Source organism: Streptomyces sp. NPDC111606, from assembly GCF_055656945.1.
Map to the genome: position 1 here is coordinate 332,003 of NZ_JBVKBY010000002.1, position 25,732 is coordinate 357,734.

At 71.0% G+C, this 25,732-nt stretch carries 22 protein-coding genes; 13 read left to right on the forward strand and 9 right to left on the reverse strand.

Annotated elements, in window-relative coordinates; translation table 11 throughout:
* Nucleotides 1-6 precede the first annotated feature (6 nt).
* From ACZ7M7_RS09405 to ACZ7M7_RS09415, 3 genes are all read right to left on the reverse strand, one after another.
* The gene (locus ACZ7M7_RS09405) at nt 7-1,071 is read right to left on the reverse strand and encodes a hypothetical protein (protein WP_472114450.1); all 1,065 of its coding nucleotides are present in this window, start codon (nt 1,069-1,071) and stop codon (nt 7-9) included.
* A 281-nt stretch (nt 1,072-1,352) separates the two neighbouring features.
* Nucleotides 1,353-1,775 carry an SCO4983 family protein gene (locus ACZ7M7_RS09410; RefSeq protein ID WP_472114453.1) on the reverse strand — a complete coding sequence of 141 codons (423 nt, stop codon included), beginning with the start codon at nt 1,773-1,775 and terminating at the stop codon, nt 1,353-1,355.
* Nucleotides 1,776-1,872: 97 nt separating this feature from the next.
* Entirely contained in the window at nt 1,873-3,084 is a 1,212-nt protein-coding gene (locus ACZ7M7_RS09415) for a pyridoxal phosphate-dependent aminotransferase (RefSeq protein WP_328879616.1), read from the reverse strand.
* Nucleotides 3,085-3,210: 126 nt separating this feature from the next.
* Here ACZ7M7_RS09415 and ACZ7M7_RS09420 point away from each other — a divergent pair, with 126 nt between their 5' ends.
* Both ACZ7M7_RS09420 and ACZ7M7_RS09425 read left to right on the forward strand, forming a co-directional pair.
* Nucleotides 3,211-3,846 (forward strand): hypothetical protein, encoded by a 636-nt coding sequence (locus tag ACZ7M7_RS09420; protein WP_472114457.1) that lies wholly within the window; start codon nt 3,211-3,213, stop codon nt 3,844-3,846.
* 232 nt (nt 3,847-4,078) lie between these two features.
* The gene (locus tag ACZ7M7_RS09425) at nt 4,079-5,008 is read left to right on the forward strand and encodes a S1 family peptidase (protein WP_383603536.1); all 930 of its coding nucleotides are present in this window, start codon (nt 4,079-4,081) and stop codon (nt 5,006-5,008) included.
* Between the two features lie 43 nt (nt 5,009-5,051).
* Here the strand turns inward: ACZ7M7_RS09425 and ACZ7M7_RS09430 are convergent, their stop codons facing one another.
* The gene (locus tag ACZ7M7_RS09430; protein WP_472114460.1) at nt 5,052-6,674 is read right to left on the reverse strand and encodes an N-acyl-D-amino-acid deacylase family protein; all 1,623 of its coding nucleotides are present in this window, start codon (nt 6,672-6,674) and stop codon (nt 5,052-5,054) included.
* 21 nt (nt 6,675-6,695) lie between these two features.
* On the reverse strand, nt 6,696-7,967 hold the full coding sequence (locus tag ACZ7M7_RS09435; RefSeq protein WP_472114463.1) for an amino acid deaminase: 1,272 nt from the start codon (nt 7,965-7,967) through the stop codon (nt 6,696-6,698).
* 135 nt (nt 7,968-8,102) lie between these two features.
* On the opposite strand from ACZ7M7_RS09435, the gene ACZ7M7_RS09440 reads away from it, so the two are divergent.
* The 5 genes from ACZ7M7_RS09440 to ACZ7M7_RS09460 all read left to right on the forward strand — a co-directional run bounded on the left by ACZ7M7_RS09440 (nt 8,103) and on the right by ACZ7M7_RS09460 (nt 12,835).
* On the forward strand, nt 8,103-9,251 hold the full coding sequence (locus tag ACZ7M7_RS09440; RefSeq protein WP_472114466.1) for a sugar kinase: 1,149 nt from the start codon (nt 8,103-8,105) through the stop codon (nt 9,249-9,251).
* Complete coding sequence (locus tag ACZ7M7_RS09445) at nt 9,248-10,024, forward strand: IclR family transcriptional regulator (protein WP_383603525.1); 777 nt, start codon at nt 9,248-9,250, stop codon at nt 10,022-10,024. Before ACZ7M7_RS09440 ends, ACZ7M7_RS09445 begins: the two co-directional genes overlap by 4 nt.
* A gap of 9 nt (nt 10,025-10,033) precedes the next feature.
* Nucleotides 10,034-10,444 carry a RidA family protein gene (locus tag ACZ7M7_RS09450; protein WP_365061051.1) on the forward strand — a complete coding sequence of 137 codons (411 nt, stop codon included), beginning with the start codon at nt 10,034-10,036 and terminating at the stop codon, nt 10,442-10,444.
* A gap of 124 nt (nt 10,445-10,568) precedes the next feature.
* Entirely contained in the window at nt 10,569-12,047 is a 1,479-nt protein-coding gene (locus tag ACZ7M7_RS09455; RefSeq protein ID WP_369276314.1) for a GntP family permease, read from the forward strand.
* A 137-nt stretch (nt 12,048-12,184) separates the two neighbouring features.
* On the forward strand, nt 12,185-12,835 hold the full coding sequence (locus tag ACZ7M7_RS09460) for a hypothetical protein (RefSeq protein WP_472114470.1): 651 nt from the start codon (nt 12,185-12,187) through the stop codon (nt 12,833-12,835).
* Here ACZ7M7_RS09460 and ACZ7M7_RS09465 read toward each other — a convergent pair whose 3' ends face one another.
* The gene (locus ACZ7M7_RS09465; protein WP_451169115.1) at nt 12,836-14,185 is read right to left on the reverse strand and encodes a M14 family metallopeptidase; all 1,350 of its coding nucleotides are present in this window, start codon (nt 14,183-14,185) and stop codon (nt 12,836-12,838) included.
* Nucleotides 14,186-14,569: 384 nt separating this feature from the next.
* Between ACZ7M7_RS09465 and ACZ7M7_RS09470 the strand changes: the two genes are divergently transcribed.
* From ACZ7M7_RS09470 to ACZ7M7_RS09485, 4 genes are all read left to right on the forward strand, one after another.
* Complete coding sequence (locus tag ACZ7M7_RS09470; protein ID WP_472114473.1) at nt 14,570-17,545, forward strand: LuxR C-terminal-related transcriptional regulator; 2,976 nt, start codon at nt 14,570-14,572, stop codon at nt 17,543-17,545.
* 66 nt (nt 17,546-17,611) lie between these two features.
* Entirely contained in the window at nt 17,612-18,526 is a 915-nt protein-coding gene (locus tag ACZ7M7_RS09475; protein WP_472114475.1) for an anti-sigma factor RsbA family regulatory protein, read from the forward strand.
* A gap of 97 nt (nt 18,527-18,623) precedes the next feature.
* Nucleotides 18,624-19,115, forward strand: coding sequence for an ATP-binding protein (locus ACZ7M7_RS09480; RefSeq protein WP_427840158.1), 492 nt, complete (start codon nt 18,624-18,626; stop codon nt 19,113-19,115).
* Between the two features lie 66 nt (nt 19,116-19,181).
* Nucleotides 19,182-20,501: an Nramp family divalent metal transporter gene (locus ACZ7M7_RS09485; RefSeq protein ID WP_472114478.1), complete on the forward strand. Its 1,320-nt coding sequence runs from the start codon at nt 19,182-19,184 to the stop codon at nt 20,499-20,501.
* Between the two features lie 10 nt (nt 20,502-20,511).
* Here the strand turns inward: ACZ7M7_RS09485 and ACZ7M7_RS09490 are convergent, their stop codons facing one another.
* Nucleotides 20,512-21,756: a hypothetical protein gene (locus ACZ7M7_RS09490; protein ID WP_472114481.1), complete on the reverse strand. Its 1,245-nt coding sequence runs from the start codon at nt 21,754-21,756 to the stop codon at nt 20,512-20,514.
* A gap of 50 nt (nt 21,757-21,806) precedes the next feature.
* Nucleotides 21,807-22,322, reverse strand: coding sequence for a SigE family RNA polymerase sigma factor (locus ACZ7M7_RS09495; RefSeq protein ID WP_472114483.1), 516 nt, complete (start codon nt 22,320-22,322; stop codon nt 21,807-21,809).
* Between the two features lie 132 nt (nt 22,323-22,454).
* Here ACZ7M7_RS09495 and ACZ7M7_RS09500 point away from each other — a divergent pair, with 132 nt between their 5' ends.
* Complete coding sequence (locus tag ACZ7M7_RS09500) at nt 22,455-22,901, forward strand: hypothetical protein (protein WP_472114486.1); 447 nt, start codon at nt 22,455-22,457, stop codon at nt 22,899-22,901.
* 15 nt (nt 22,902-22,916) lie between these two features.
* Here the strand turns inward: ACZ7M7_RS09500 and ACZ7M7_RS09505 are convergent, their stop codons facing one another.
* Nucleotides 22,917-24,644, reverse strand: coding sequence for a chitinase (locus ACZ7M7_RS09505; RefSeq protein ID WP_472114489.1), 1,728 nt, complete (start codon nt 24,642-24,644; stop codon nt 22,917-22,919).
* A gap of 276 nt (nt 24,645-24,920) precedes the next feature.
* Here ACZ7M7_RS09505 and ACZ7M7_RS09510 point away from each other — a divergent pair, with 276 nt between their 5' ends.
* On the forward strand, nt 24,921-25,730 hold the full coding sequence (locus ACZ7M7_RS09510) for a hypothetical protein (RefSeq protein ID WP_383603761.1): 810 nt from the start codon (nt 24,921-24,923) through the stop codon (nt 25,728-25,730).
* Nucleotides 25,731-25,732: the final 2 nt, after the last annotated feature.

The window sequence follows — 25,732 nt, forward strand, 5'->3', positions numbered from 1 at the left end:
CCCCCCTTATCCGCGCGCCCGTCGCGCCAGCTCGTGCAGCACCTTGGCGGTGGGCACGGGCGCCTGGCGGACGCCGGTCAGTTCCTGCTTGAGATACGTCGTGTCCGAGGCGAACTCGGTGACCTCGCCCTGCGGGCGGAACCCGTGCCTGACCTCCAGCGCCCGCAACTTCGGGTCGGTGGCGAGGAGTTCGGCGACCGCCTTGCCGTTCCCGGTGAGCGGTACGACGGTGTGGTCGCTGTTGACCGTGGTGTCGGGGTAGAGGACGACCAGGTCGTCGGGCTGCTGCCCGTGCGTCAGCATCGAGGCCACCTGGGACTCGTAGACCACGACGAGCGGATTGCCGGCCCCGCTGACGAAGTCCCGGAAGGCGGCGTCGCTGCTGGACTGCTGGGCGCCCTGCACGCTGACCAGCTTGTGCAGCAGCGGCGAGGCGCGGTCCACCTCGGCGCCGGAGGCGACGACCTTGCCGCCGTTCGCGACGTAGGAGGCCGCGGCGAGGTAGAGGGCGCCGGAGTTGGAGGTCTCGGGGTCGGTGCTGGACAGGTAGAGCGTGCCCGTCAACTCCCCGTACTTCCCGGCGCCCTTGAGCTGCTGCCAGGTGCGGTCGGCGCGGGCGGCGTCCAGGTAGGCGGCCATCTCGAAGGTGCCGCGGTGTGCGGTGTCCAGGGTGGCGAGCTTGTTCGCCGCGAGCACCTCGGCGGCGCTCTTGTGCGCCACGACGACGAGGGGCGAGTAGAAGGGGCGGGGGAGCGTCCCCGTCACCTTGTACTTCGCGGCGAGTTCGGCGGCCGGCGCCTGGCTCGACGGCAGCGCGAGGTCGTATCCCGCGAGGTCGAGTCCCTCCATGGCCCAGGACCCGGAGGTCTCGGCCTTCACGGTGTAGCCCTTGGCGGCGAGGGCCCGCACCACGTCGGGATCGGCGAAGAACTCCGCCTTCTCCGATCCGATCACTGCGCGCACGGTCTTCGTTGCCGTGCTCGTGTCCCCATCACTGCGGCCCGCGACGACGGCGGCCACCACGCCACCGATCAGCAACACCGCGAGGACGATTCCTGCAATTCGTCTCACGCCGGGGAGAGTGCTCGCGGAATCCAACGTTCCCCGCCGCAGGGGGTGAACGGGGGGTGTATTACCGGTCCCGGTATGCCACGGGTCGGGCAACTCTGCTGTTGTCTTTTGCCTTCAGGGGCGCGGGGAACTGCGCGACAAGCCACAGACAACCCGCAGTCGCCGCACGACACAAACCATCACGGCGAATCGGCGAATTCGGCCAAGGCCAACGCAGTGCTGTGGCACCCGGTCCGCGCGTCGCTGCGGGTGCACGCGGACCGGGGCCGTTCGAGGGGGTGTCAGCCGACGCCGGTCAGCTCCTGCGACTCGGGCTGCGCGGCGGCGTGCGCGTCCATCCGCTCGGCGGCGAGGATCGCCGCCGCGGTGTCCGCGCGGGATGCCGCGACGACCAGCGCCCGCCCCGCCAGGGCATGCGCCCGGTGATGCAGTGCCGCGATCCTCGCGTCACCGCCGGAGGCAGCCGCGCGGGCCGGCGCACGTCCGCCCCGCAGCCGGGCCACCTGCTCGGCGAGCCGCGCGGCGGCCTCGTCGAGGTCGGTGGACGGGGCCTGCGTACGCAGCTCGTCGGTGACGGCGAGCAGCGCCGCGAGATGGCCCGCGAGCTGGATGTCCAGCTCCTCCTCGCGCGACCGGTGGGGGTAGTCGGAGGTGATGCCGGCCATCGTGCTGTGGACCGACTTGGTGCGGATCGGTTCGTACATGGGGATGGCCTCCTGTGCTCTGACAGGAAGCCATCCTAGCTTAGATTCTGTCTAAAGTTGAGCCGTTCACGAAAGTGGACCACCTGCATACGCAGGGTCACGGCTGGCCGTACCCGTCGAGGAACCGTCCGATCCGCCCCATCGCGTCCCGCAGGTCCGTGACCGTCGGCAGAGTCACCACCCGGAAGTGATCCGACTCGGGCCAATTGAAGCCCGTGCCCTGGACGACCATGATCTTCTCGCTCCGCAGCAGGTCCAGGACCATCTGCCGGTCATCCTTGATCTTGAAGACCTTGGGGTCGAGGCGCGGGAAGAGATACAGCGCCCCCTTCGGCCGTACGCATGTCACGCCGGGGATCTGCGTCAGCAGCTCGTACGCGACATCCATCTGCTCCTTCAGCCGCCCCCCGGGCAGCACCAGGTCATTGATGGTCTGCCGCCCGCTGAGCGCGGCCACGACCCCGTGCTGGCCGGGCATGTTCGCGCACAGCCGCATGTTCGCGAGGATGGTGAGGCCCTCGATGTAGGAGTCGGCGTGGGCGCGCGGGCCCGAGATCGACATCCAGCCCACCCGGTACCCGGCGACGCGGTACGCCTTCGACATGCCGTTGAAGGTGAGCGTGAGCAGGTCGGGGGCGACGGCGGCGGTGGGGGTGTGCGTGGCGTCGTCGTAGAGGATCTTGTCGTAGATCTCGTCGGAGCAGACGAGCAGGTTGTGCCGCCGGGCGATGTCCGTCAGCCCCCGGAGCATGGCCTCGTCGTACACGGCCCCCGTCGGATTGTTGGGGTTGATGATGACGATGGCCTTGGTGCGGTCGGTGACCCTGCGCTCGACGTCCGCGAGGTCCGGCATCCAGTCGGACTGCTCGTCGCACCGGTAGTGCACGGCGGTACCGCCGGACAGCGACACGGCGGCGGTCCACAGCGGATAGTCGGGAGCCGGGACGAGCACCTCGTCCCCGTCGTCGAGGAGCCCCTGCATCGCCATGACGATCAGCTCGGAGACGCCGTTGCCGATGAAGACGTGCTCGACGTCGGTCTCGATGCCGAGGGTCTGGTTGTGCATGACGACGGCCCGCCGTGCCGCGAGCAGCCCCTTCGCGTCGCCGTATCCATGGGCCGACGACACGTTACGGAGGATGTCCTCAAGGATCTCGGGCGGACACTCGAAGCCGAACGCCGCCGGGTTGCCGGTGTTCAGCTTGAGGATCCGATGCCCCGCCGACTCGAGCCGCATCGCCTCCTCGAGCACCGGGCCCCGGATCTCGTAACAGACGTTGGCGAGCTTGGTCGACTGGATCACCTGCATGTCAAGGAGCTTACGGCCCGGTAACGGCCCCCGGGTCGTGTTTTCCGACACGTGAGACGCGGGGGTTTGAGCTGTTATCGGCGGTAGCTGTCCCAGGGGCCCCTCGCATCCCTAGAATTCGCGGTCATGTCCAGGCCGCCGGAGAACGAGAACGGGACCCCGTCGACGCCGCCGAACGTGTACCACCCGCGGCCGGTGACGCCTCCCCCCGTGTACGAAGAGTTCGCTGACCCCGCGACGGCGCACGGCTGGCAGAACGCGTACGACGCGACGGCCGAGCTGCCCCCGGTGACCGAGGGGCCCGCCCCGGGCGGGGGAGAGCCGCGCGGCCACCGGGCTCCGGGTGCCGGTCGCGGTTCGCGGCGCAAGGCGCGCGTCCGGGGCCCGCGGCGGATCCTGGTCGCGGCCGGCGCGGTCTCGGTGGTGTCGGCGGCGGCGCTGATGGCCGGTCTCTCCCTGTCCGGCTCGTCGTCGGGCGACCGGCAGGGCGGGCAGGACCGTACGAGCCCGACCTCGGGGGAGCCGGTGAGGCCGGCCGACTCCGTCGGCCCCGGCGCATCGAAGGCCACCGAGCCCTCGCGCACGGACACCCCCGGCATCGGGGCGAGCCCGTCCGCGTCCGACGGTGCCGAGGAGACGCCCACGGCGGGGCCCTCCACCACGACCGGTGCCACCCCGACCGCCACGGCGGGCAGCACCGCTCCGGGCAACTCGGGTGAGAACCGGGGCCGCGGACAGGGCGCCACCAAGGGCCCGAAGTAGGCGACGGGCGACCGGACACCGTCGCGTGTGGCGATCTCATCGCCCTCCCGTGAACGTCCTGCGCCGCCCTCTCCGCACCACCCATTCACCGTGATAGGGAATCCCCTACGGATTGAACTCATGGGTAACCAACTCCTTGTCCGCACCCCCCTCGTGCGTGACAATGCGCATGACAAACACGTGGGTGACCGGAGATTTTCCGGTCACCTTCTCCGTATGAGGGGACCCCCACATGAGAAAACCTCTCGGCGCCGCCCTCCTCGCCCTGGCGATAGCCGGGGCCGGCGCCGTACCCGCGGCTGCGGCTCCCGTGAACTCGGCCGAGTCCTTCGGTAAGAGTGCGGACACCGACTCGGTCACCTCCCTGGTCCGGGACACCGTCACGTCCACCACGGAGAGCCTCAACCAGGTCCTGAACCCCAAGGTCCAGGCCGTCAACTTCGCGGGCACCGTCTCGCTCAGCAACTGCTCCGGCTCCGTGGTGCGCTTCTCCGACTCGGAGGACAACGACCCGGCGCTGGTGATGTCCAACGGCCACTGTCTGGAGACCGGCATGCCGGGACCCGGCGAGGTCGTCGTCGACCGGGCCTCCAGCCGGACGTTCGGTCTGCTCAACGCCTCCGGGAACCGGGTCGCCAACCTGCGCGCCAGCAAGCTCGCGTACGGGACGATGACCGACACGGACGTGTCGTTCTATCAGCTCACCACCACCTATGGGCAGATCAAGAGCTCGTACGGCATCGACGCGCTCACCATGGCCGACACCCACCCCGTCGCCGGTACCGCCATCACCGTGGCCTCCGGTTACTGGAAGCGGCTGTACAACTGCAACATCGACGGGTTCGCATACCGCCTCAAGGAAGGCGACTGGACCTTCAAGGACTCGGTCCGCTACACCTCCGCCTGCAACACCATCGGCGGCACGTCCGGCTCCCCCGTCATCGACCAGGCCACCAAGAAGGTCGTCGCCGTCAACAACACCGGCAACGAGGACGGCCAGCGCTGCACGGTCAACAACCCGTGCGAGGTCGACGAGAGCGGCAACGTCACCGTCCGCCAGGGCATCAACTACGCCCAGCAGATCTACCAGATCCACGCCTGCTTCGGCGTCGACAACAAGCTCGACCTGAACGCGAGCGGGTGCGTGCTGCCCAAGCCGTAACCACGGCGCGCGCGGCGGGCGGTCCCCAGGTCACTGTGACGGTTCACGGTGTCCTGCGGACCGCCCGCCCCGCCAGTACGTCCGTCCGGCGCCCGTCCTCGATCACGAAGCGGCCGTCGACGAGGACGTACGGAATGCCCGTCGGGAGCTTCCTCGGCTCCTCGAACGTCGAACCCGCCGCCACCGTCCGCGGGTCGAACAGCACCAGGTCCGCCCGGTGGCCCTCGCGGACCAGCCCCCGGTCCGGCAGCCGCAGCCGCGCCGCCGGGCGCGCGGTCAGATGGGCCACGCACTCCTCCAGGGACAGCACCCCCAACTCCCGTACGTAGTGGCCGAGATAGTGCGGGAACGTGCCGTACGCCCGCGGATGCGGCTTCGTGCCCTGCAGGATGCCGTCCGAGCCGCCCGTGTGGACCCGGTGGCGCATGATCGCCCGGACGTTCTCCTCGTGGCCGACGTGCTGGAGGATCGTCGAGCCCAGCCGGTCCTGGAGGAGCAGTCCGCGCGCGGTCACCCAAGGGGTCTCGCCCCGCGCGTCGGCGGACTGCCGGATCGTACGGCCGACGAAGTCCCCGAGCGCCGGGTCGGTCACGCCCGAGATCTCGATCGTGTCCCACTCGATGGGTACGCCGTGGCAGCCGTCCGCGCCGATGACCTCCATGTGATGGCGGATGCGTCCGGCCGTCTCCTCGTCCGACAGGCGGGCCAGGATCGCCTCGGGGCCGCCCTCGCTCGCCCAGCTCGGCAGCATGGCGACGAGGGTCGTGCAGCCGGGGGTGTAGGGGTAGGTGTCGAGCGTGATGTCGGCACCGGTCGACAGCGCTTCGTCAAGGAGCTTCAGCAGCTCCGGGGCCCGGCCCTTGTTCACGCCGAAGTTCATCGTGGCGTGGGCGAGGTGGAGCGCGCAGCCCGCCTCCCGCGTCAGCGCCACCATCTCCTCGTACGCCTCCAGGGCCCCGGCCCCGTAGGAGCGGTGGTGCGGACAGTAGTAGCCGCCGTACGACGCCACCACCCGGCACAGCTCCGTCAGTTCCGCGTCCTTGGCGTACATGCCGGGCGTGTACGTCAGCCCGGACGACATGCCGACCGCGCCCTGCTCCATGCCCTGCGCGACCAGCTGCCGCATCCGGTCCAGCTCGGCCGGCGTCGCCTCGCGGTCCTCCCAGCCGACGGCGAGCGCGCGGACCGTCCCCTGCGGGATCAGGTACGCCGCGTTCACGGCGATGCCCCGGCCTTCGAAACCGGCGTCGAGGCGGTCCAGGTACTCGCCGACCGTGCGCCAGTCGAAGTCGATGTCGTCGCCGGAGCCGTTCCAGCCGGTGATCGCGCGGCGGACATCGGCGAGGGTGCGGTCGTCGACGGGGGCGTACGACAGCCCGTCCTGACCGATGACCTCCAGGGTGACCCCCTGCGCGGCCTTCGCGCTGTGGTCGGGGTCCCGAAGCAGCGCCAGGTCGCTGTGGGCGTGCATGTCGATGAAGCCGGGGGAGAGGACGAGGCCCTCCGCGTCCAGCTCCCGGCGGGCCTTGGGCCGTTGGCAGCCGGCCGCTGCCGCCTCCTGGACGATCGACACGATCCTGCCGCCGTCCACGACCACATCGGCGCGGTAGGACGGGCCACCGCTGCCGTCGACGACGTCCGCGTCGCGGATCACCAGCTCTTCCATGGCTGACGCCTCCCCTGTCTCCTAGAAGAACGTGCGGATGTAGTCGACGACCGTCCCGTCCGCCTCGGCGACCGGAATCAGCTGCCACTTGTCGAACGACGTGCACGGGTGGGACAGCCCCATGCCGAGCCAGTCCCCGACCTCCAGGTCCGCCTCGTCGGTCGTCCGCAGCCACGCGTGCTGGTCGGACAGGGCGGTCACGGAGATGCCGGTGGCCGGGCGCTCCGGTCCGTCGCGGCGGACCACCTGGGCGAAGGGCAGGTCGAGGTCGTACGCCGCGTCGCGCTTGCCCGCGTTGACGAAGGCCTGGTCGGGGGTGGGGCGGGAGACGACCTGGGCCCACAGGCGGAAGGCGGGCTCGAGGGCGCCCTCCTGCGGGACCCGGTTGAACGGGGTGAGCTTGCGGTAGTGGCCGTCGTCGTGCGAGACGTACGCGCCCGAGCGCAGCAACTTCAGTACGGGCAGCGACAGTTCGGGGATCCCGGCGAAGACGTCCGCCACCGCGTCGAACCAGGCGCTGCCGCCCGCGCTGACGACGATCTCGTCGAGGCCGGCGAACCGGCCGGCCTTGTCGAACCCGGCCGCGAGGGAGACGAGCCGCCGCAGCCAGGCGTGCACCCGCTCGGGGTTCGCGTCCGGCACCTCGCCCTCGTACCCGGCGACGCCGACCAGCCGCAGCGTCGACACGGCGGCCACCGCGTCCGCGACGGCCGCGCACTCGGCCTCCGTACGGACGCCGGTACGAGCGCCGTCACCGGCCGCCAACTCGACGACCACGTCCAGCGGACGGGTGGTCCCGGCGTCGCGCAGCGCCGCGTCCATCTGCTCCACGCCGCGCACGGAGTCGACGTAGCAGATGAGACGGAAGTCCGGATCGGCGGTCAGCTCACCGGCGATCCAGCGCAGCGCGGCGGCGTCCACCAGCTCGTTCGCGAGAAAGATCCGCTCGGTGCCGTACGCCCGCGCCACCCGCACCTGGTGCGGTACGGCGAGGGTGATGCCCCACGCCCCGTGCTCGATCTGCCGCCGGAACAGCTGAGGGGCCATGGAGGTCTTGCCGTGCGGTGCGAAGGCGAGGCCGTGCCGGGTGGCGTACGTCTCCATGAGGTCGAGGTTGTGCTCCAGGCGCTCGGCGGAGAGGGCCAGCACGGGGGTGGCGAAACCGTCGGTGAAGAGATTGCGCCGCTGGGCGGCCAGTTCGGCGACGGTGAGGCCGTCGGCGTCCGGCGGGAGGCCCTTGAAGCGGTGGTCGACGCGTTCCTCGGCCAGGCGGGCGAGCGCCTCGTTGCTCATGGAACCTCCCTGATCTGGGGAGTTGCATTCTCTGCAACATCCATTGCGTATATCGCTTACCGCTGTCTAACATCTCGGCGAACCGCGGGTCAACGGAGCCGCGTCCCACGAAACCGCCGAGGAGCTACGACGATCGTGACTGTCACCGGACCCTGCAATGCCCTCGACGTCGTGGACGTTGTCGCGCTCGGCGAGTCCATGGTCACGTTCCTGCCGACGCGGCCGGGGCGCCTCGCCGACGTGCCGTCGTTCGAGCGGGCGATCGGGGGCGCGGAGTCGAACGTCGCGTGCGGGCTCGCTGCCGCGGGGCATGCCGTGCGATGGGTCAGCCGGGTCGGCGCCGACGGGTTCGGCGACCATCTCGTCGAGGCGATCCGGGAGTACGGCGTCGACGTCTCGGCCGTGCGCCGGGACCCGCTGCGTCCGACGGGCGTGTACTTCCGCACGGCGGGCGACCGGGCCACGGACGCGCACGAGGTGGCGTACTACCGGGCGGGTTCCGCGGCATCCGCGATGTCCACGGCGAACGTGGACCTCGCGGCCGTGCGGGCGGGACGGGTGCTGCACCTGTCGGGAATCACGGCGGCACTGTCGGACGCCTGCCTGGAGCTGCTGAGCGACCTCGTCGCCCGGCGGCCGGACACCGGCCCGCTCGTCTCCTTCGACGTCAACCACCGCCCGGGACTGTGGCGGAACACCGACGGCCCCGACGTGCTCCTGGACCTGGCCCGCGCCTGTGACGTGGTCTTCGTGGGCACCGACGAGGCCGAGGCGGCCTGGGGCGTCACCGGCGGCCCGGAGGCGATCCGCGCACTGCTGCCGGAGCCGGGCGTGCTGGTCGTGAAGGACGGGGCGCAGGGGGCTACGGCGTTCGAGCGTACGGCCATGCCCGGCGCCGCGGCCGTCCCCAGCCCGGAGCAGGAGGGCACCCCGCCCGCGCCGGTCGGCGCGACCCGCCACCGCCCGGCCGGCTCCGAGTCGACGACCACCTTCGTGCCCGCCCTGCACGTCGACGTCGTCGCGGCGGTCGGTGCCGGTGATGCCTTTGCTGCCGGTTTTCTTTCCGGGACGCTGCGAGGTCTCGGCATTCGGGAGCGGTTGCGGCACGGGCATCTGATGGCCGCCGCCGCGCTCACCGTCTCCGGGGACCTCGCCGCGCCGCCCTCCCGGAGCCACGCCGACCGGCTGGTCGCCCTGGACGACCTCGAGTGGGAGAAACTTCGACTCGGCCCCGGCTGGACGCAAGCCACTGAGCGGGCCGCCGAGGAGGTACGTACGCCATGAGCCAGACCGTCGACCGTGCGCTCAGCATCCTGCCGCTGCTCGCCGAGGGTCCCGCCGACCTCGGTCAGGTCGCCGACCGGCTGGGGGTGCACAAGTCCACCGCGCTGCGGCTGCTGCGCACCCTGCACGAGCACGGCCTCGTCTACCGCCAGTCGGACCAGCGCTACCGCCTCGGCGCCCGCCTCATCGCCCTCGCGCAGGAGGCGATGGAGAACCTCGACATCCGCGAGATCGCCCACCCCCACCTCGCCCGTCTCAACGAGCAGTGCGGGCACACCGTCCACCTCGCGGTCTACGAGGAGGACGAGGTGCTCTACATCGACAAGGTCGAGAGCCGGTACCCGGTGCGGATGTACTCGCGGATCGGCAAGCCCGTGGCCATCACCGTCGCCGCCGTCGCGAAGCTGCTGCTCGCCGACCGGCCCGAGCACGAGCGGCGCGCCCTCGCGGAGAAGCTCGACTACCCCATGTACACGGCCCGTTCCACCCCCAACGCCCCCGCGTTCCTGCGGGAGTTGGAGAAGGTGCGCGAACAGGGCTGGGCCACCGACCTCGGTGGCCACGAGGAGTCCATCAACTGCGTCGCCGCACCGATCCGCGGCGCCGACGGCCGCGTCGTCGCCGCGATGTCGGTCTCCGCGCCGAACGTCGTCGTCACCGCCGACGAACTCCTCACCCTCCTCCCGCTGGTGCGCCGTACGGCGGACGGCATCAGCGGCGAGTACTCCGGCAGAAACCCCGTGAACCCGGCAGCCCCCCGACAAGGACCGTAAGGACTCCGCATGACCGAGAAGATCGCACTCACCCCCAAGACCCACACCACCCCGCCCGCGAAGTTCTCGCACGGCGTGAAGAAGGGCAACATCCTTCAGGTCGCCGGTCAGGTCGGATTCCTTCCCGCGGTCGAGGGCCAGGCCCCGACGCCCGCCGGCCCCACCCTGCGCGAGCAGACCCTCCAGACCCTCGCCAACGTCAAGGCGATCCTGGAGGAGGGCGGCGCCTCCTGGGACGACGTGATGATGATCCGCGTCTATCTGACGGACGTGGCCCACTTCGCCGAGATGAACGAGATCTACAACACCTACTTCGAGGAGCAGGGCTTGACCCAGCCGCCCGCCGCCCGCACCACGGTGTACGTCGGCCTGCCGGCGGGGCTGCTCATCGAGATCGACGCGCTGGCCGTACTCGGCTGACGCCTGAAGCACCTCCCGCACGCCGCATACGGCATGGCGTCCGTCATCCCCCGGGACGCCGTGCCGCGATCCTCCCTGCCCGAAAGCAGTATGTACTTACCCAGAGGACCCCCAATTGTCCCCGATATCCTTCCCCCTCGCCGCATCGGCCCCCGCCGAGACCCCACCCCACACCGGCGGTCTGCTCCTGCTCATCGACGGTACGGCCGGACTGCTCACGGTCGCCGCCATCGGCATCGCGCTCCTGCTCTTCCTGATCATCAAGGTGCGCCTGCAGCCCTTCGTGGCCCTCCTCGCCGTCTCCATAGCCGTCGGCCTGATGGCGGGTCTGTCGGTCACCGAACTCTTCGGCACCGTCCAGCGGTCGGACGCCGTGTCCACCATCGAGTCCGGCATGGGCGGCATCCTCGGCCATGTCGCGATCATCATCGGCCTGGGCACCATGCTCGGCGCGATCCTCGAAGTCAGCGGCGGCGCGGAAGTGCTGGCGTCCCGGCTGCTCAACCTCTTCGGCGAGAAACGAGCCCCTCTCGCCATGGGCCTGACCGGCCTGATCTTCGGCATACCGGTCTTCTTCGACGTCGGCATCTTCGTGCTCGCACCGATCGTGTACGCCGCCGCCAAGCGCTCGGGGAAGTCGATCCTCCTCTACTGCCTGCCGCTGCTGGCAGGCCTGTCGATGACCCACGCCTTCCTGCCCCCGCACCCCGGCCCGGTCGCGGCGGCCGGTCTGCTCCATGTCCAGCTGGGCTGGGTCATCCTCATGGGCATCGTCTGCGGCATCCCGGCGGTGCTGGCCGCGTGGGTGTTCTCGGCGTGGATCGGCAAGCGCATCTTCGTCGCCGTACCGCAGGACATGGTCGAGGCGGCTGCCGAGGCGAAGCAGGCGGTCATCGACGAGCAGCGTGCGTCCGGCGTCGAGCCCCGGGAGACGCCCGTCCCGCTCGGCACGGTCCTCGGCATCATCGGTACGCCGCTGGTGCTGATCCTGGCGGCCACGTTCTCCTCGATCGCCCTGGACCCCTCCACCACCCGCTCGGTGATCGAGTTCTTCGGCAACCCGTTCGTGGCCCTGACGATCGCCCTGCTCCTGGCCTACTACCTGCTGGGCATCCGCCGCGGCTGGTCGCGCAAGTCCCTGGAGACGGTGTCGACTTCCTCGCTCAAGCCGGTCGGCAACATCCTCCTGGTCGTCGGCGCGGGCGGTGTCTTCGGCGCCATCCTCAAGGCCAGCGGCGTCGCCCAGGCCCTCTCCGACACCTTCAACGACGTCGGCCTCCCCGTGCTCGTCCTGGCCTACCTGATCTCGCTGGTCCTGCGGGTGGCCCAGGGCTCGGCAACGGTCGCGATCGTCACGACGGCCGGCATCGTCGCCCCCCTGCTCACCGAGGGCGACCACTCCCAGCCCTTCGTCGCCCTCGTCATCATGGCCATCTCGGCCGGCTCGATCTTCGCCTCCCACGTCAACGACGGAGGGTTCTGGATCGTGGCCAAATACTTCGGCATCAGCGAGCGGGACACGTTGAAGACGTGGACGGTGCTGGAGAGCGTGCTGTCGGTCGCCGGGTTCGTGGTGGCGGCGGTGCTGAGTCTGTTCGTCTAGCGGGGCGTTCGCCCGGCGATCCGGAAAAGTTGGCGGCCCCTGCTGCGCTGGTGGGGGCCGCCCGCATGTGAATCTTCCGGTAACGATGCGGGGGCTGGTTGCGCGGGACACAGGGTTGTCGACCATACTGCTCCGCTGTGGAGCAGCGCATAGGTTCAGGCAGCCAGCCCCTGGAAGGCGCCGGGTTCGACCCGGCCTTCATCCCCGGGCTCACGTCACCCGCGTCCGCCAAGCCGGAAGGCGTGAAGGAGAAGGACGTGGCCGAGGAGGCCACTTCCGGCGTGACGGACTCCGAGGAGACGGACGCCGAGGTGAGGGACTCCGAGGAGACGGATCTCGAAGCCACCGACGAGGACGAGGCGGACGTCGACGCCGATGACGCCGACGATGAGGCCGACGCGGACGCCGACCAGGCCGACGAGGACGCCCCTGTCGACGGACCGGTCTTCGAGGCCGCCGACCGCCGGGCCCGTATCGTCGTCGACCACAAGGGCGTACGGCTCTCCCTGGACGACCAGACGTGCGAGTTCCACTGGGACGAGATCGGCGCGATCGAGACGGAGTCCCCGCGCTTCGGGAAGCGATACACCGTCACGGTGCACACTCCCGACCGCCGCTGGTACCCGATCGAGATCGAGGCGACGGCCAGGAGCCGCTTCAAGGAGTGGGACGAGCAACTCGACGCGGTCCTCGACGCCTACTTCGAAGACGGGGACGCCAAGGAGGCGGACGCCGTCGAGGGAGCGGACGTCGAGGATACGGACGTCGAGGAAGCCGACGCCAAGTAGCTAGCTGCAGTACTGGTTTTCCTTCCCGATCGACCGGTACATGCAGTCGGAGTTCTCCAGCAGCTGCAGCACCGCGTCACGGTTCCGGGACGTCTCCCGCTCGATCACCTCGTCGGGCGGGTAGAAGCCGCCGCCACCGGAGCGCGGGTACATCTCGAAGGTGTACCCGAAGATCTTCTGGCTGCCCCACAGCCAGTCGTCGATCGAGCCGTCGGTGATGTACAGATCACTGGACTGCTCTGGCGTGTAACCGTTGCTGGCGGCCATCTTCTGCCCGACCGCCGCGAAGGCGTTCCGGTCGTCGGCCGTCATCCCGGTCGTGGTGTCGGAGTACGTGTACCCGAACGGCCACAGCACCAGCTCGCTGTACGTGTGGAAGTCGACCCCGGCCTTGATCTGCTGCACGCCGCCGACGACCCGGCTGCGTACGAAGTTGGCGACGACCTTGACCTCCGGCGCCGACTCGGGGGCCCTGCCCCGGTAGGTGTCCGAGGAGGGCGACCCGGACGAACCGCCGCAGCAGCCCCAGCGGTAGTCCCAGTTCCGGTTCATGTCCGTCCCGACGTACGACGAACCCGAGTTGGGCTGCCGGTTCTTGCGCCACGACCGGTACGAGCCGGTGGCGATGTCGTACTCGCCGCCGTCCGGGTTGAGGTCGGGCACGATCCAGATCTCACGGTTGTTCACCATGCTGGTGACCCGGGAGTCGCTGCCGTAGTCGGAGGTCAGCTCGCGCAGCAGGTAGAGCGCCATCTCGACGGTGAGGTGCTCACGGGCGTGCTGATGGTGCGTGAAGAGGACCTCGGGCTCGGCCTCGTCGCTCGCCACGTTGTCGCTGATCTTGATGGCGACGATGTTCCGGCCCTGGTACGACGTGCCGATGACGCGCTGGCTCGCGATGGAGGAGTTGGCCGAGACGAGCGAGTTGATCTCGCTCGTCATCTCCGCGTAGTTGTGATAGCGCGAGTCGCCGGACGGGAAGTCGTACAGGCGGACGTCGTCCTCGCCGGCGGACCGGTCGGGGACCGCGCCGAGCGGGGTTACCTCGTAGCCGAGCGCCTTCAGCTTCTTGATCTGGTCCGCCCGGCCGGAGACGACGACGCCGTGGGAGTCGGCCTCGTCCACGGTCACGCCGGCCTGCTGAAGCGCCGTGCGGTCCTTGGCGGTCGAGTGGATGTGGACCTCGTACTGCCGGACGTCGTCGGCCGTGGGGGCCGGCTTGGCAGCGCTGTCGGCGTTGGCGGACACGTTCGCGGAGAGGGGCGCGGCGAGCGCGAGGGCGAGCAGTGCGGCGAGGGCGGCGGTACGTCTGCCGCTGCGGCCGCTTGAGCCGCGGATGCGAAGTCGCATGAATTCTCCTTGTGGGAGTGGGGGTGGGGTTCAGTGCGACGTACGGACGTGGTGCGGGTGTGGCGTCGCTCATCGTCCGGCGGTGGCATGGACAGGTCAAGAGCGACACTCTGGTTGTTGGCGTGAACCACCCGAAAATCAGCCGCGCAGTGTACGCGGGGCGGTTCCGTCGGGAGCGGTCCCGCGTGAAGTCCACCCGGGGGTGTGAGCCGGGTGTGCATGCCGGCTCGGGGCCGGGGGAGGGTGAGGTTCCGCGCAAGGGGGGACCGGTGGGTGCGGCGGCATGGTGGGGACCGGCGCACCCTCCGGCTCCCCGACTCCCTTGCCGTCGACTCCCGGGCTCTCCGGCTCCTTTCGACACCACCCCCACAGGAACGGCTGATCATGGGCGGATCAGCGCCACGACGGGATCACCATCTGCCGGTCGAGACGACCAGCTTCGTCGACCGGCGTGGCGAACTCGCGGCCGGTCGCGAGCTGCTGGCCAGGACCCGGCTGGTCACACTGACCGGACCCGGCGGCGTCGGCAAGACCCGCCTCGCCGCACGGATCGCGGCCGGGGTACGGCGCACCTTCCCGGACGGCGTGCGTTTGTTGCACCTCTCCGGTCTGGACGACCCGGCGCTCGTCCCGCTCGCCGCCGCCGACGCGCTCGACCTGCACGACCACTCCGCGCAGCCGCCGCTTCGGGCGCTGGTGGAACAGCTGAGGGACCGTCGGCTGCTCCTGCTGGTCGACAACTGCGAGCATCTGCTGCCGGCCTGCGCCGAACTCGCCGCGGCGCTGCTGCACGGCACGACCGGCGTACGGATCCTCGCCACCAGCCGCCACCGCCTGGGCCTCACCGAGGAACACCTCCTGGAGGTACGCCCCCTGCCGGTCCCCGACCCGGACGGCGACCTGTCCTCGCCCGAGGGCTGCCCGGCCCTGGCCCTCTTCGCCGACCGGGCCGCCGCCGTGGTCCCCGGCTTCCGCCTGACCGCCGCCAACCGCGCGGCCGTCGCCCGCCTCTGCCGCCGCCTCGACGGCCTCCCCCTGGCCATCGAACTCGCCGCCGTCCGCATGCGCGTCCTCGACGTCGACCAGGTCCTGGACCGCCTCGACGACCGCTACCGCCTCCTCACCGGCGGCAGTCCCGCGGCCCTGCCCCGCCACCAGACCCTGCGGGCAGCGGTCGACTGGAGCCACGAACTGTGCACCGAGCGGGAGCAGTTGGTGTGGGCGCGGCTGTCGGTCCTGGCGGGGAGTTTCGATCTGGAGACGGCGGAGGTGGTGTGCACGGAGGGCGAGGCGGAGGAGGGGAGCGCGGACCGGGGCGGCCCGCCCCCGAGCCACGAGTCCGCACGCCGACTGGAGTCGGCGCAGGAGGTGGCCTCGGGCGAGGAGAGGGCCGGCCGGGGGGTGTGTTTCGCGGGCGGCCCGGGGGAGGGCGCGGGGGCGGAGTGCGTGGGTGGGGAGGGGGCGGCGGGTGTGGGTGCGGCGGGTGTGGGTGCGGCGGCGTGGGGCGGTTCGGCGGGCCGCGTCGGCGCCGGTGCGGAGTGGCCGAGGGGGGTCCGTGGCGATGGGGTGGACGTGGCGGCGGGGCGTGTCGGGGGCGCGGGTGGGGAGGGGCCGGCCGCGGCGTGTGCCGAGGGGACGGGCATGGCGGCCTGGCGGGCGGGGGTGTGGGGCGACAGGGCAGGAGCGATGACGCCGGGCGTCGGCGGTGCGGGCCGGGACGGGGTCGGTGCACGGTGGAGTGGGCCCACCGGCGGGGCGGGGCGTACTTCCTGGGTGGCCGGGGGGAGGGGCGAAGAGAGCCTCCTGGGTGACCAAGTCGGTTGGCCGGCGGGCGAGGTCGGTCGGCCGGCGGCGGGGAGCCCGGGCGGAGCCCCTGGCGGGGGCGAGAAGCCCCGGGGCGCCACCACTCCCCGCATGCAGCCCTACGACGTCCTCGACGCCATCACCGGCCTCGTCGACAAGTCCGTACTGGCCCGCGAGTCCGGCCCGACCGGCACCCGCTACCGCCTCCTCGACACCCTTCGCCACTACGGTCTGGACCGCCTGCGCCGACTCCCCGGCGAGGAGCCCGCGGCCCGCCGCCGCCAGCGGGACCGGATGCTGCGGCGCGCCATCGCCTACGAACGGGCCTGGTTCGGCCCGGGACAGCGCGAGATCGTCGCCCGCCTCCGCGCCGACCAGGACAACCTCCGCGCCGCCCTCGACTTCAGCCTCACCACTCCCGGCGAAGGCCTCACGGGCCTGCGCCTCGCCGGCACCCTGTGGTTCTACTGGCACGCCTGCGGCGCCCCGCGCGAAGGCCGCCACTGGCTCGACCGCGCCCTCGCCGCCAACCCGGAACCGACCCGGGAACGCGCACGCGGACTGTGGATCGCCGGCCTCCTCGCCGCCGCCACCCACAACCTCACCGCCGGCCTCGCCCTGGCCCAGGATGCCCACACCCTGGCCCGAGACCTCGACGACGAGGCGGAGGCGGCGCACGCCGAGTACGTCATCGGGGTCATCACCCTGTTCATGGACGACCTGCCGACCGCGCTGAAGCACTTCGAGGCGAGCGTCGTCCGCGGCCCCGTCCCCGGCCAGCACCTCAGCCTGTACGGCCTCGACCAGGTCGAACTCGCCTGCACGCTCGGCTTCCTGGGCGAGGCGGACCGCGCCGTCGAGGTCTGCGAGCGGGCCCGGCGGATGTGCGAACTGCACGGCGAGGAGTGGGTGCACTCGTACGTCCTGCGGATGCTCGCCCTGGCCCACACCGTGCGGGGCGACTGGCGCCGGGCCGAGCACCACGCCCGCCACGCCCTGCGCCTCAAACTCGCCGTCCACGACGTCATCGGCATCGCCCTCACCATCGACCTGCTGGCCCGCGCCGCCGCGGAGACGGGCGCCCATGAGCGGGCCGCCGTCCTGCTGGGCGCCGCCGACCACACCTGGGCCGGCATCGACCGCGACCGCTGGGGCTCGGCGGCCCTGAAGTCCACCCGCCACGACAGCGAGACCCGGGCCCGCGAGGCCCTGGGCCAACCCGGCTTCCGACGGGCGTACGAACGCGGCCTCGGCCTCGAACTCGCGCAGGCCGTCGACTACGCCGTGCACGACCGCAGACATCCGCACCGGCCCGCCCACCCGCGCAAACCGAACGCCGGCCGCCCCGGATCGCCCCACGCCACGACCGGCATCCGCCTCACCCGCCGCGAGACCGAGGTCGCCGAACTCGTCGCCCAGGGACTCGCCAACCAGCAGATCGCCGACCGTCTGGTCATCGCCCGCCGTACCGCCGAGGGCCATGTGGAACGCATCCTCGGCAAGCTCGGCTTCAGCAACCGCAGCCAGATCGCGGCCTGGGTGGCGGCCCAACGCTGAGACGCCCGGCCATCGGGCCCTCGGCACCTTCGCCCCGACAACCAGCCCCGAGGAGAGCGCACCCCCATGACCATCCAACCGGCCCCACCCCACAGCCACTTCGACCACCGCATGGCCGTCTTCGCCTCCGACGACGAGTTCCTCGCCACGGCCCTGCCCTTCCTCACCGAAGCCCTCGCCGCCCCCGCCGAACCGCCGCCCGTCGCCATCGCCGCCCCCGACAACCTGGACCTCCTGCGCGACGCCCTCGGCAGCGACGCCAAAAGCGTCGGCCTCGTCCCGCACACCGAGTGGTACACCGGCTCCGCCGCCAACGCGGTCGCCCAGGGCGCCGGCTACCTCGCGGCGAACGCCGGCCCCGGCGGCCGTATCCATCTGCTCATGGAGCCCGTCTGGAACGGCCGCGCGGGCCGCTCCCCGCGGGAGACCGCCGAGTGGATCCGCTACGAGGCCCTCGCCAACCTGCTCTTCGCCCCGCTCGCGACGACGGCCCTATGCGCCTACGACGCCCGCGTCGCGGGCCCGGTGATCGTCGCCGCCGCCCGCCGCGCCCACCCCGACACCGACGTGTACGAGGACCCGGTACGGCTCGCCGCCGAACTCGACGCCGTACCGCTGCCACCGCTTCCCGCCGACGCGGAGCGGCTTCCCGGCCCGGCGCCCACGGCCGACACGGTCCGCGGCTGGGCGGCCGCCCAGGGGCTGACCGCCGCGGACGCGGAGCTGTTCGCCCTGGCCGTCACCGAGGCGGCCGCCGCGCTCGGCCCGCTCGACGGCGCCCTGCTGTGGGGCGAGGCCCCGGCGTGCGTGTGCGAACTGCGCACGGCCCGCCGCGTGGACGACCCGCTGGCCGGCTTCGTACCGCCGCCGAGCGCGGAACTGGAACCCGGGCAGGGGCTGTGGTTCGCCAGGCAGGTGTGCGCGTACGTGGATGTACGCGACGAAGGGGAGGGGACGAGCGTACGGCTGCAGTACGGGTAACGGAGCCCGCGCAGCCCCGCGGCGGCGAACCGGTGCAGGTATGGAATCAGGTATTCCTCCCCGTGCGCGGCGCCCGCGCGCGAGCCACTGTGGACCCATGCTGCACCTCCACGGGGCGCGCTTCCCTGATCCCGGTCACCCGTACGGCTCGTTCGGCTCCTATCCCCAACCGCCCCTGGGGGCAGGGCACCTGAGCGTCGAGTACGACCCCCGTCCCTCCGCCGTCCGTGAGGCCCGCGCGGAGGTCCGCCGGCAGCTGGAGGGGTGGGGGCTCGCGGACCGTGACGAGCTGGTGGACGTGGCCGAGCTGCTGGTGAGCGAGCTGGCCACGAACGCCGTACGGCACTCGGCGAGCCGCTTCGGGCTCACCCTGTCCGCAGCGCACGGAATCCTGCGCTGCGAGGTCCGCGACGGCGGCTGCCGCGTTCCGGTCGTGCTGGACGCGGGGGCCTCGGAGAGCGGCCGGGGCATGTTCCTGGTGGATGCGCTCTCCCGGCGCTGGGGCTGTCATCAGGACGGGCCGGGCAAGACGGTGTGGTTCGAGCTCGGCACATGCGGGTCGGACGACTGCGGCTTCAAACCCTGGTGAGCACATTGGGTGGAGATCGCGCACGCCCTCTTGTCCCCCCGGCACCTTTGAGATTTCTTGACCCTCATGGCGGACACCACGGGAAACACAGCGGCATCACAGGTCGGCGAAGCGGAATCCCGGCCACGTAAGTCCAGTTGGCGGTACATCGGCCCCGGCATCGTCGTCGCCGCGACCGGCGTCGGCGCCGGCGACCTGGTCGCCACCCTCATCGCGGGCAGCAACTTCGGCTACACCCTGCTCTGGGCCGCGATCATCGGCTGCCTGGTCAAGATCTCCCTCGCCGAGGCGGCGGGCCGCTGGCACCTGTCCACCGGCCGCACCCTCTTCGACGGCTGGGCGAGCCTGGGCCGCTGGACCACCTGGTTCTTCGCGGCCTACGTCGTGATCTGGGGCTTCGTCTACGGCGCGGCGGCGATGTCGTCGAGTGCGCTGCCACTGCAGGCGCTGTTCCCGAACGTGATGGACCTCGAATGGTGGGCCATCGCCTGCGGTCTGGTCGGCCTGGTCTTCGTCTGGTTCAACAAGTACTCCGTCTTCGAGAAGGTCATGACGGTCCTGGTGGGCGTCATGTTCGTGGTGACGGTGTACCTGGCGATCCGCGTCACGCCCAATCTCGGCGACGCCTTCGCGGGCCTGCTGCCCGTCCTGCCCGACGAGAAGGACTCGATCCTCAACACCCTCGGCCTCATCGGCGGCGTCGGCGGCACCATCACCCTTGCCGCGTACGGCTACTGGGTCAACGCCAAGGGCTGGACGAACACCGGCTGGATGAAGGTCATGCGGCTGGACAACCGCGTCGCCTACGCCACCACCGGCATCTTCGTCATTTCGATGCTGTTCGTCGGCGCCGAGCTGCTGCACTCCGCGAACGTCGCCATCGCCAGCGGCGACAAGGGGCTGATCCAGCTCGGTGACATCCTGGAGGACGAATACGGCACGGCGACGGCCAAGTTCTTCCTGATCGGCTTCTTCGCCACCTCCTTCACCTCCCTCATCGGCGTCTGGCACGGCGTGAGCCTGATGTTCGCGGACTTCGTGGCCCGCTACCGCACCGGTGAGGCGCTGAAGGGCGAGGAGGTCGCCTCCGGCCAGCGGGAGCGCTCCTGGTCCTTCCGCGCCTACCTGCTCTGGCTGACCTTCCCGCCCATGGTCCTGCTCTTCCAGGGCGAGCCCTTCCGCCTGATCATCATCTACGGCGTGCTGGGCGCTGCCTTCCTGCCCTTCCTCGCCGGCACGCTGATCTGGCTCCTCAACTCCTCCCGCACTCCGGCCCAGTGGCGCAACGGGCCGATCAGCAACGTCATGCTGGCCGTCGCGGGCCTGCTGTTCCTGGTGCTGTGCGTGAAGCAGGTCTGGGACCAGCCGTGGGCGGACTTCTTCTAGCGGACTTCGTCTAACGGAACGCGTCCCACCGCGGGCTGAGGGCGATCTCCCGCAGCTGCTTCTCGGTCAGGGCGGGGGTCTCGCGGCTGGGGGCGCCGTGCTGGGTCCCGGCGTTGAAGGCGCTGACGGCGACGCGGAAGCCGTCCGTGCGCAGCGTGTCGACGGTCCACATCACGGCGCCTTCGACGCCCTTGTCGCCGCCGCTCGGCCGGAAGGAGACCAACGTGCCGTCGGCCAGTTCCTCGGCGTCGTCGCCGAAGAGCTCGCCCGCCACGTCTCCCATGCTGTGCTGGACGTCGATCTGGACGTAGCTCCTGCCCTTGCCGTCGTCGACCACGACGTACGAGTAGTCGCTGCCCTTCTCGACGACCTTCGCGTCCTTGGACAGCAGCGGCACGAGCGTGCCCAGGACCGCCTCGACCGTCGGCTCGGCGGGGGTGCTCGGCGTGGCCGTCGGCCTCCTGGAATCCTCGGGAATCGAGTCGACGTACCCGCGCCAGACCTCGGCCGTCACCAGGGCCTTCAACCGGTCGGTGGACAGGGGCGGTTCGCTCCTGCTGACCGGCGCGTCCTTCTCGGCGGCCGCGTTCCATTCGCTGACCGAGATGTGCTGGCCGGTCGGGGTGAGCAGGTCGGCCGACCACAGCTTGGTGTCGACGCGCCGGTCGGGATACTCGTAGCCCTGGAACATCTTGAGCAGGGAGCCGTCGGACAGCCGGGTGGAGACGCAACTGTCGTGCGGGACAAGCGCCTTGTCCGGGCAGTCGGTGGTCTGCCGGGCCTGGTCGCTGCCGGGCTCGATCCGGTTGAGGCTGACGCCGATGGCCGCAGGGCCCTTGCCGTCGTCGTGGACGAGACGGATGTACGGCGGCAGCAACTCGTCCGTGGCGCCCCGCGCCTCCTGCGCGCTGACCTTGCCCTCGGGGAGCAGCTCTTCGAGGGTCGCGATGAGGTCGCGGGCCGTCACGGGGGCGGGGGCCGGGGTGCCGGACGGCTGCTCGGCCACGTCGGAGCTCGACGGCTGGGGGGCGCGAGTGCCGCCCCACGGCACCAGCAGCGCCCCGCCCACCCCCACGAGGGCGATCCCGGCAACGCCTCCCGCCATCGCGGCCCGCCGCCTCAGCCGCAGCCGGCGGCCCCGCGTCAGACCGGCGGCGACGAGCGCGGTCCGGTCGGCGTCGAAGCGGTCACCGGCATCGTGCAGGGCGTGACCGAGCCGCCCCTCGAACTGCTCCTCGTCGTGTTCCACAGGCATGGTGAAACCACCGTTTCTCAGGGTTGGGTCGGGAAGGAGAGGGCCGTGGGTCAGGGAGCCGCGTACTCGCCGAGGTCCTCGCCCAGCAGCTCCCGCAGGCGGCCGAGCGCCCTGGTGCACCGCGTCCGCACCGCCGCGGAACTGGCGTTCAGCGCGTCGGCGGTCTCCTGCACGGACCGGTCCTCCCAGTACCGCAGGACGACCACGGCCCGGTCCTTGGCGGGCAGCCGGGCGAGCGCCTGCAGCAGGGTCAGCCGCAGCGACAGGTCGCCGTGGCCGCCGCTGTCCGCCGGCCGGTCGGGGAATGTGGCCGTGGCGCGCTCGGTGCTGCTGCGCCGGCGCTGGTGGGCGAGGAAGGTGCGGGTGAGGACCGTCTGCGCGTACCCGGCCGGGTTGTCCACCCGGGAGACCCGTCCCCAGCGGACGTAGATCCGGCCGAGGGTCTCCTGGACGAGGTCCTCGGCGAGGTGGGTGTCCCCGGCGGTCAGCAGACAGGCGGACCGGTACAGATGCCCGGCCCTGGCCACCGCGAACTCCGCGTAGTCGTCGGCGCGGGCCTGTCTCATTCCGTCCCCCTGCTGCTGTGCCGGCCGTCGGTGGGGCCCTCACTTCACTGATGCGGCGGGGCAGGGAGAATGTTTCACCGCAGCGCCGAGAAGTTCACAGCCAGGGCAAGGACAGGACCGAGGACACCACGGATGACTGAGCAGCCGCCCCCACCGCCCGTGCCGGGCTTCGGTCCGCCCCCACCGCAGTACGCGCCGCAGTACCCGCCCGCCCAGCCCCCGTACGCCCCGGTCCCGGGCCAGCCGGTGCCGCCCCAGCCGATGCCGCCTCAGGCGGTGCCGCCCCAGCCGGTTCCGGCCGGCCCGGAGTTCCTGGCCGTGGACAAGCGCAACGCGGTCGTCGTCGACGCCTCCGGTGTCGTCTTCGAGATGTCCGGGCTCACGATCGAGTTCCGCTGGCCCGAGATCGGCGGCGTCCACTACAAGGCGAGCCCCGACGGCAAGGCCCTGATGGTCGCCGTGGTCCACATGGACGGCCGGTTCTACGAGTGCGTGGTGGAGGCCAAGCCCAGGACGCGGCTGCAGGAGTGGTTCCCGCAGCTGGCCTGGGTACTTGGCCATTACCGACCGATAAGGTGACGGCGTCCGGCGCCGCTACGGCAGCCCGTGGACGTGCGGCCCGACCGCGTTCGACCAGGCGTTGCCCGCCGTGGCGTCCCAGTTCGTCGACCAGGTCATCGCGCCGCGCAGGTCGGGATAGGTCCTGGACGGCTTGAAGGAACCGCACCCCGTGCCCTTGGTCAGGCAGTCCAGGGCGTTGTTCACGACGGACGGCGCCACGTACCCGCTGCCCGCGCCCCGCGTCGACGCCGGCAGGCCCAGACCCACCTGGGACGGGGCGAGGCCGCCCTCCAGCTGGATGCAGGCCAGGGCGGTCAGGAAGTCCACCGAGCCCTGGCTGTAGACCTTGCCGTCGCAGCCCAGCATCGAACCGCTGTTGTAGTACTGCATGTTGACGACGGTGAGGATGTCCTTGATGTTCAGGGCCGTCTGGAAGTACGAGTTCGACGTCGACTGCATGTCGATGGTCTGCGGGGCCATCGTGATGATCAGCGACGAGCCCGCCTTGGCCGACAGGGACCGCAGGGCCTGCGTCATGTAGGTGGCGTTGAGGCCGTTCTCCAGGTCGATGTCGACGCCGTCGAAGCCGTACGTCTGCATCAGCGAGTGCACGGAGTTCGCGAAGTTCGTCGCCGACGCGGCGTCGTTCACCGCGACCGTGCCGCGCTCGCCGCCCACCGAGACGATGACCTTCTTCCCGGCCGCCTGCTTCGCCCGGATGTCCGCCTTGAACTGGTCGACGGTGTAGCCGCCCAGCCCGGCCGAGTCCAGGTTGAACGTCACCGCGCCCGGCGTCGAGGTCGCGTCCGCGAAGGCGACGGCGATGATGTCGTACTGGGACTGCACGTCGGCGAGCTTCTGGACCGTGGCGCCGTTGTTGAAGTTCTGCCAGTAGCCGGTCACCGCGTGCTTGGGCAGGGCGGGGCCCGGCCCGGTCGGGTTGTTCGTCGTACCCGTCACCGCCGCCGATTTCGGCGACTCACCGGCCGCGTTGGTCGCCGTGACCTGGAAGGAGTACGACGTCGAGGCCGCGAGCCCGGTCACGGTCGCGGAGGTGCCGGTGACCGCGGTGACCTTGGTGCCGCTGCGGTAGACGTTGTAGCCGGTCGCGCCCGAGACGGTGTTCCAGGCCAGTGAGACGGACGAGGAGGTCGTGCCCGACACCGAGAGCCCGCTCGGCGCGCCGGGGATCGTGGGGGAGGGGTCGGTGCCCCCACCGCCGTCGGGGCCGTACACCGACACGTCGTCCGCGTAGTACGCGGCCTGCCCGTACCAGCCGTGCGTGTAGAGGGTCACGGAGGTCGTCGAGGCGCCGGTGCTGAAGGTCGTCGACAGCTGCTTCCACGACGCCGAGTCCGGCGTCCAGGTCGAGACGTCCGTCGTGCCCGTGCCGGTGACGCCGAGGTAGGTGTAGCCGCCCTGGACCCAGGCGCTCAGCGTGTACGTCGAGTTGGGCTTCACGGCCACCGTCTGGCTGCACCGGGCGTTGTCCTGCCCGGCCGGTGTCGCCTTCAGCGCACTCGAGCCGCCGTGCACCGGTGAGGAGACGGTCGTCCCGCTGTTCGCGGAACACGTCCAGTTGCTCAGGCCGGACTCGAAGCCGGCGTTCCTGGCGTTGTTGACGTCCGCGGCGGACGCGTGGCCCGCGCCGATGAGGGTGAGGGAGAGGGCGGAGGTGATGGCTGCCGCCCACAGGCGGGCCGGTCCGCCGGTGCGGGACGCCGCTCGTCCGCGACGCCCGTGTGCTCTGTGTATGAACATGTCAACCAAGTTGGTCCAGACCAATCCAGCTGTCAAGAGATTCCGGTCATGGAGGATTGGTGTGCGCAACCTGCCCCGTTTTGGCGTGAGTTGTGCGAGGCGAGTTCCTTCCCGGCTACAGAAACGCTGTTCTCCGGTCATCAAGCCGTGGATACAGTGCTGAGATAGTCACGCAATGAAGTCATCTCGGTGCACCGGAGTAACACCCGTGCACCGGACCGGGCGGGAAGCGGGGAGCTGCGCGTGCCAACTGCCATTGCCGTGACCAGCGCCGACATGGCGCTACCGGCGCAGGACGAGCGAACCGTGCCCGCCGTCGTGCTCCAGGACCTCGACCGGGAGCCCCTGGAACGGTCGTTGGCGGGCATGCAGACGCTGATCGAGCAGCACGGGCATGTCGTGGTCGTCTGCTCGCAGGCCGTTCCCCGTGGCGTCCAGCAGCGACTGCACACCGTACGGTCCCTGCTGGAGAGCGACCGTATCGCGGTGTTCCGGCCCGAACTGCCCCCGCTCGGACTCGCCGTCCTGGCCCGGCAGTTGCGGCAGCTGGCCTCCTGCGACCTCAGTCCCGGCGTCCTCGCCTCGGCCGGCCGGCTGCTCACCCACTACATCCACGCCGGAGCCCTCCTCGGCTCGGTCGCCAAGCTGGACCGCGTCCCCGTGGACCTCAAGTCGCACGCCAAGTCCTGGATGCCCGGCAGCCAGTTCGGCGTCCTCGCCCACCCGGCCCCGCAACTCGTCCGCATCGCCCCCGGCGTCACCCTCCCCGGCCCGGAGTTCGGCACCTCGATGCTGGTCGCCCAGGGGCAGCTCCAGTCCGACTGGGTCACCGCGGGCCTCGCCAAGTCCTGGAACGCGCAGGGCCTGCGCGAGGTGGTCCTGCCCGCCGAGTCGACGACCTGGTGGGGCACGCCCCGGCTGATCGAGTTCTGCGCCTACCTGCCCGACCTCTCGGTGCTCTACCAGCTCGTCACCTCGGTACGGCAGAACTCCTGTCACTGGTGCGGCATCGACGTCATCGGCGATCGCTGCGTCTTCTGCTCCGCCACCCCGCCCACTCACGAGCAACCGGCCCGCGCGGGCTGACC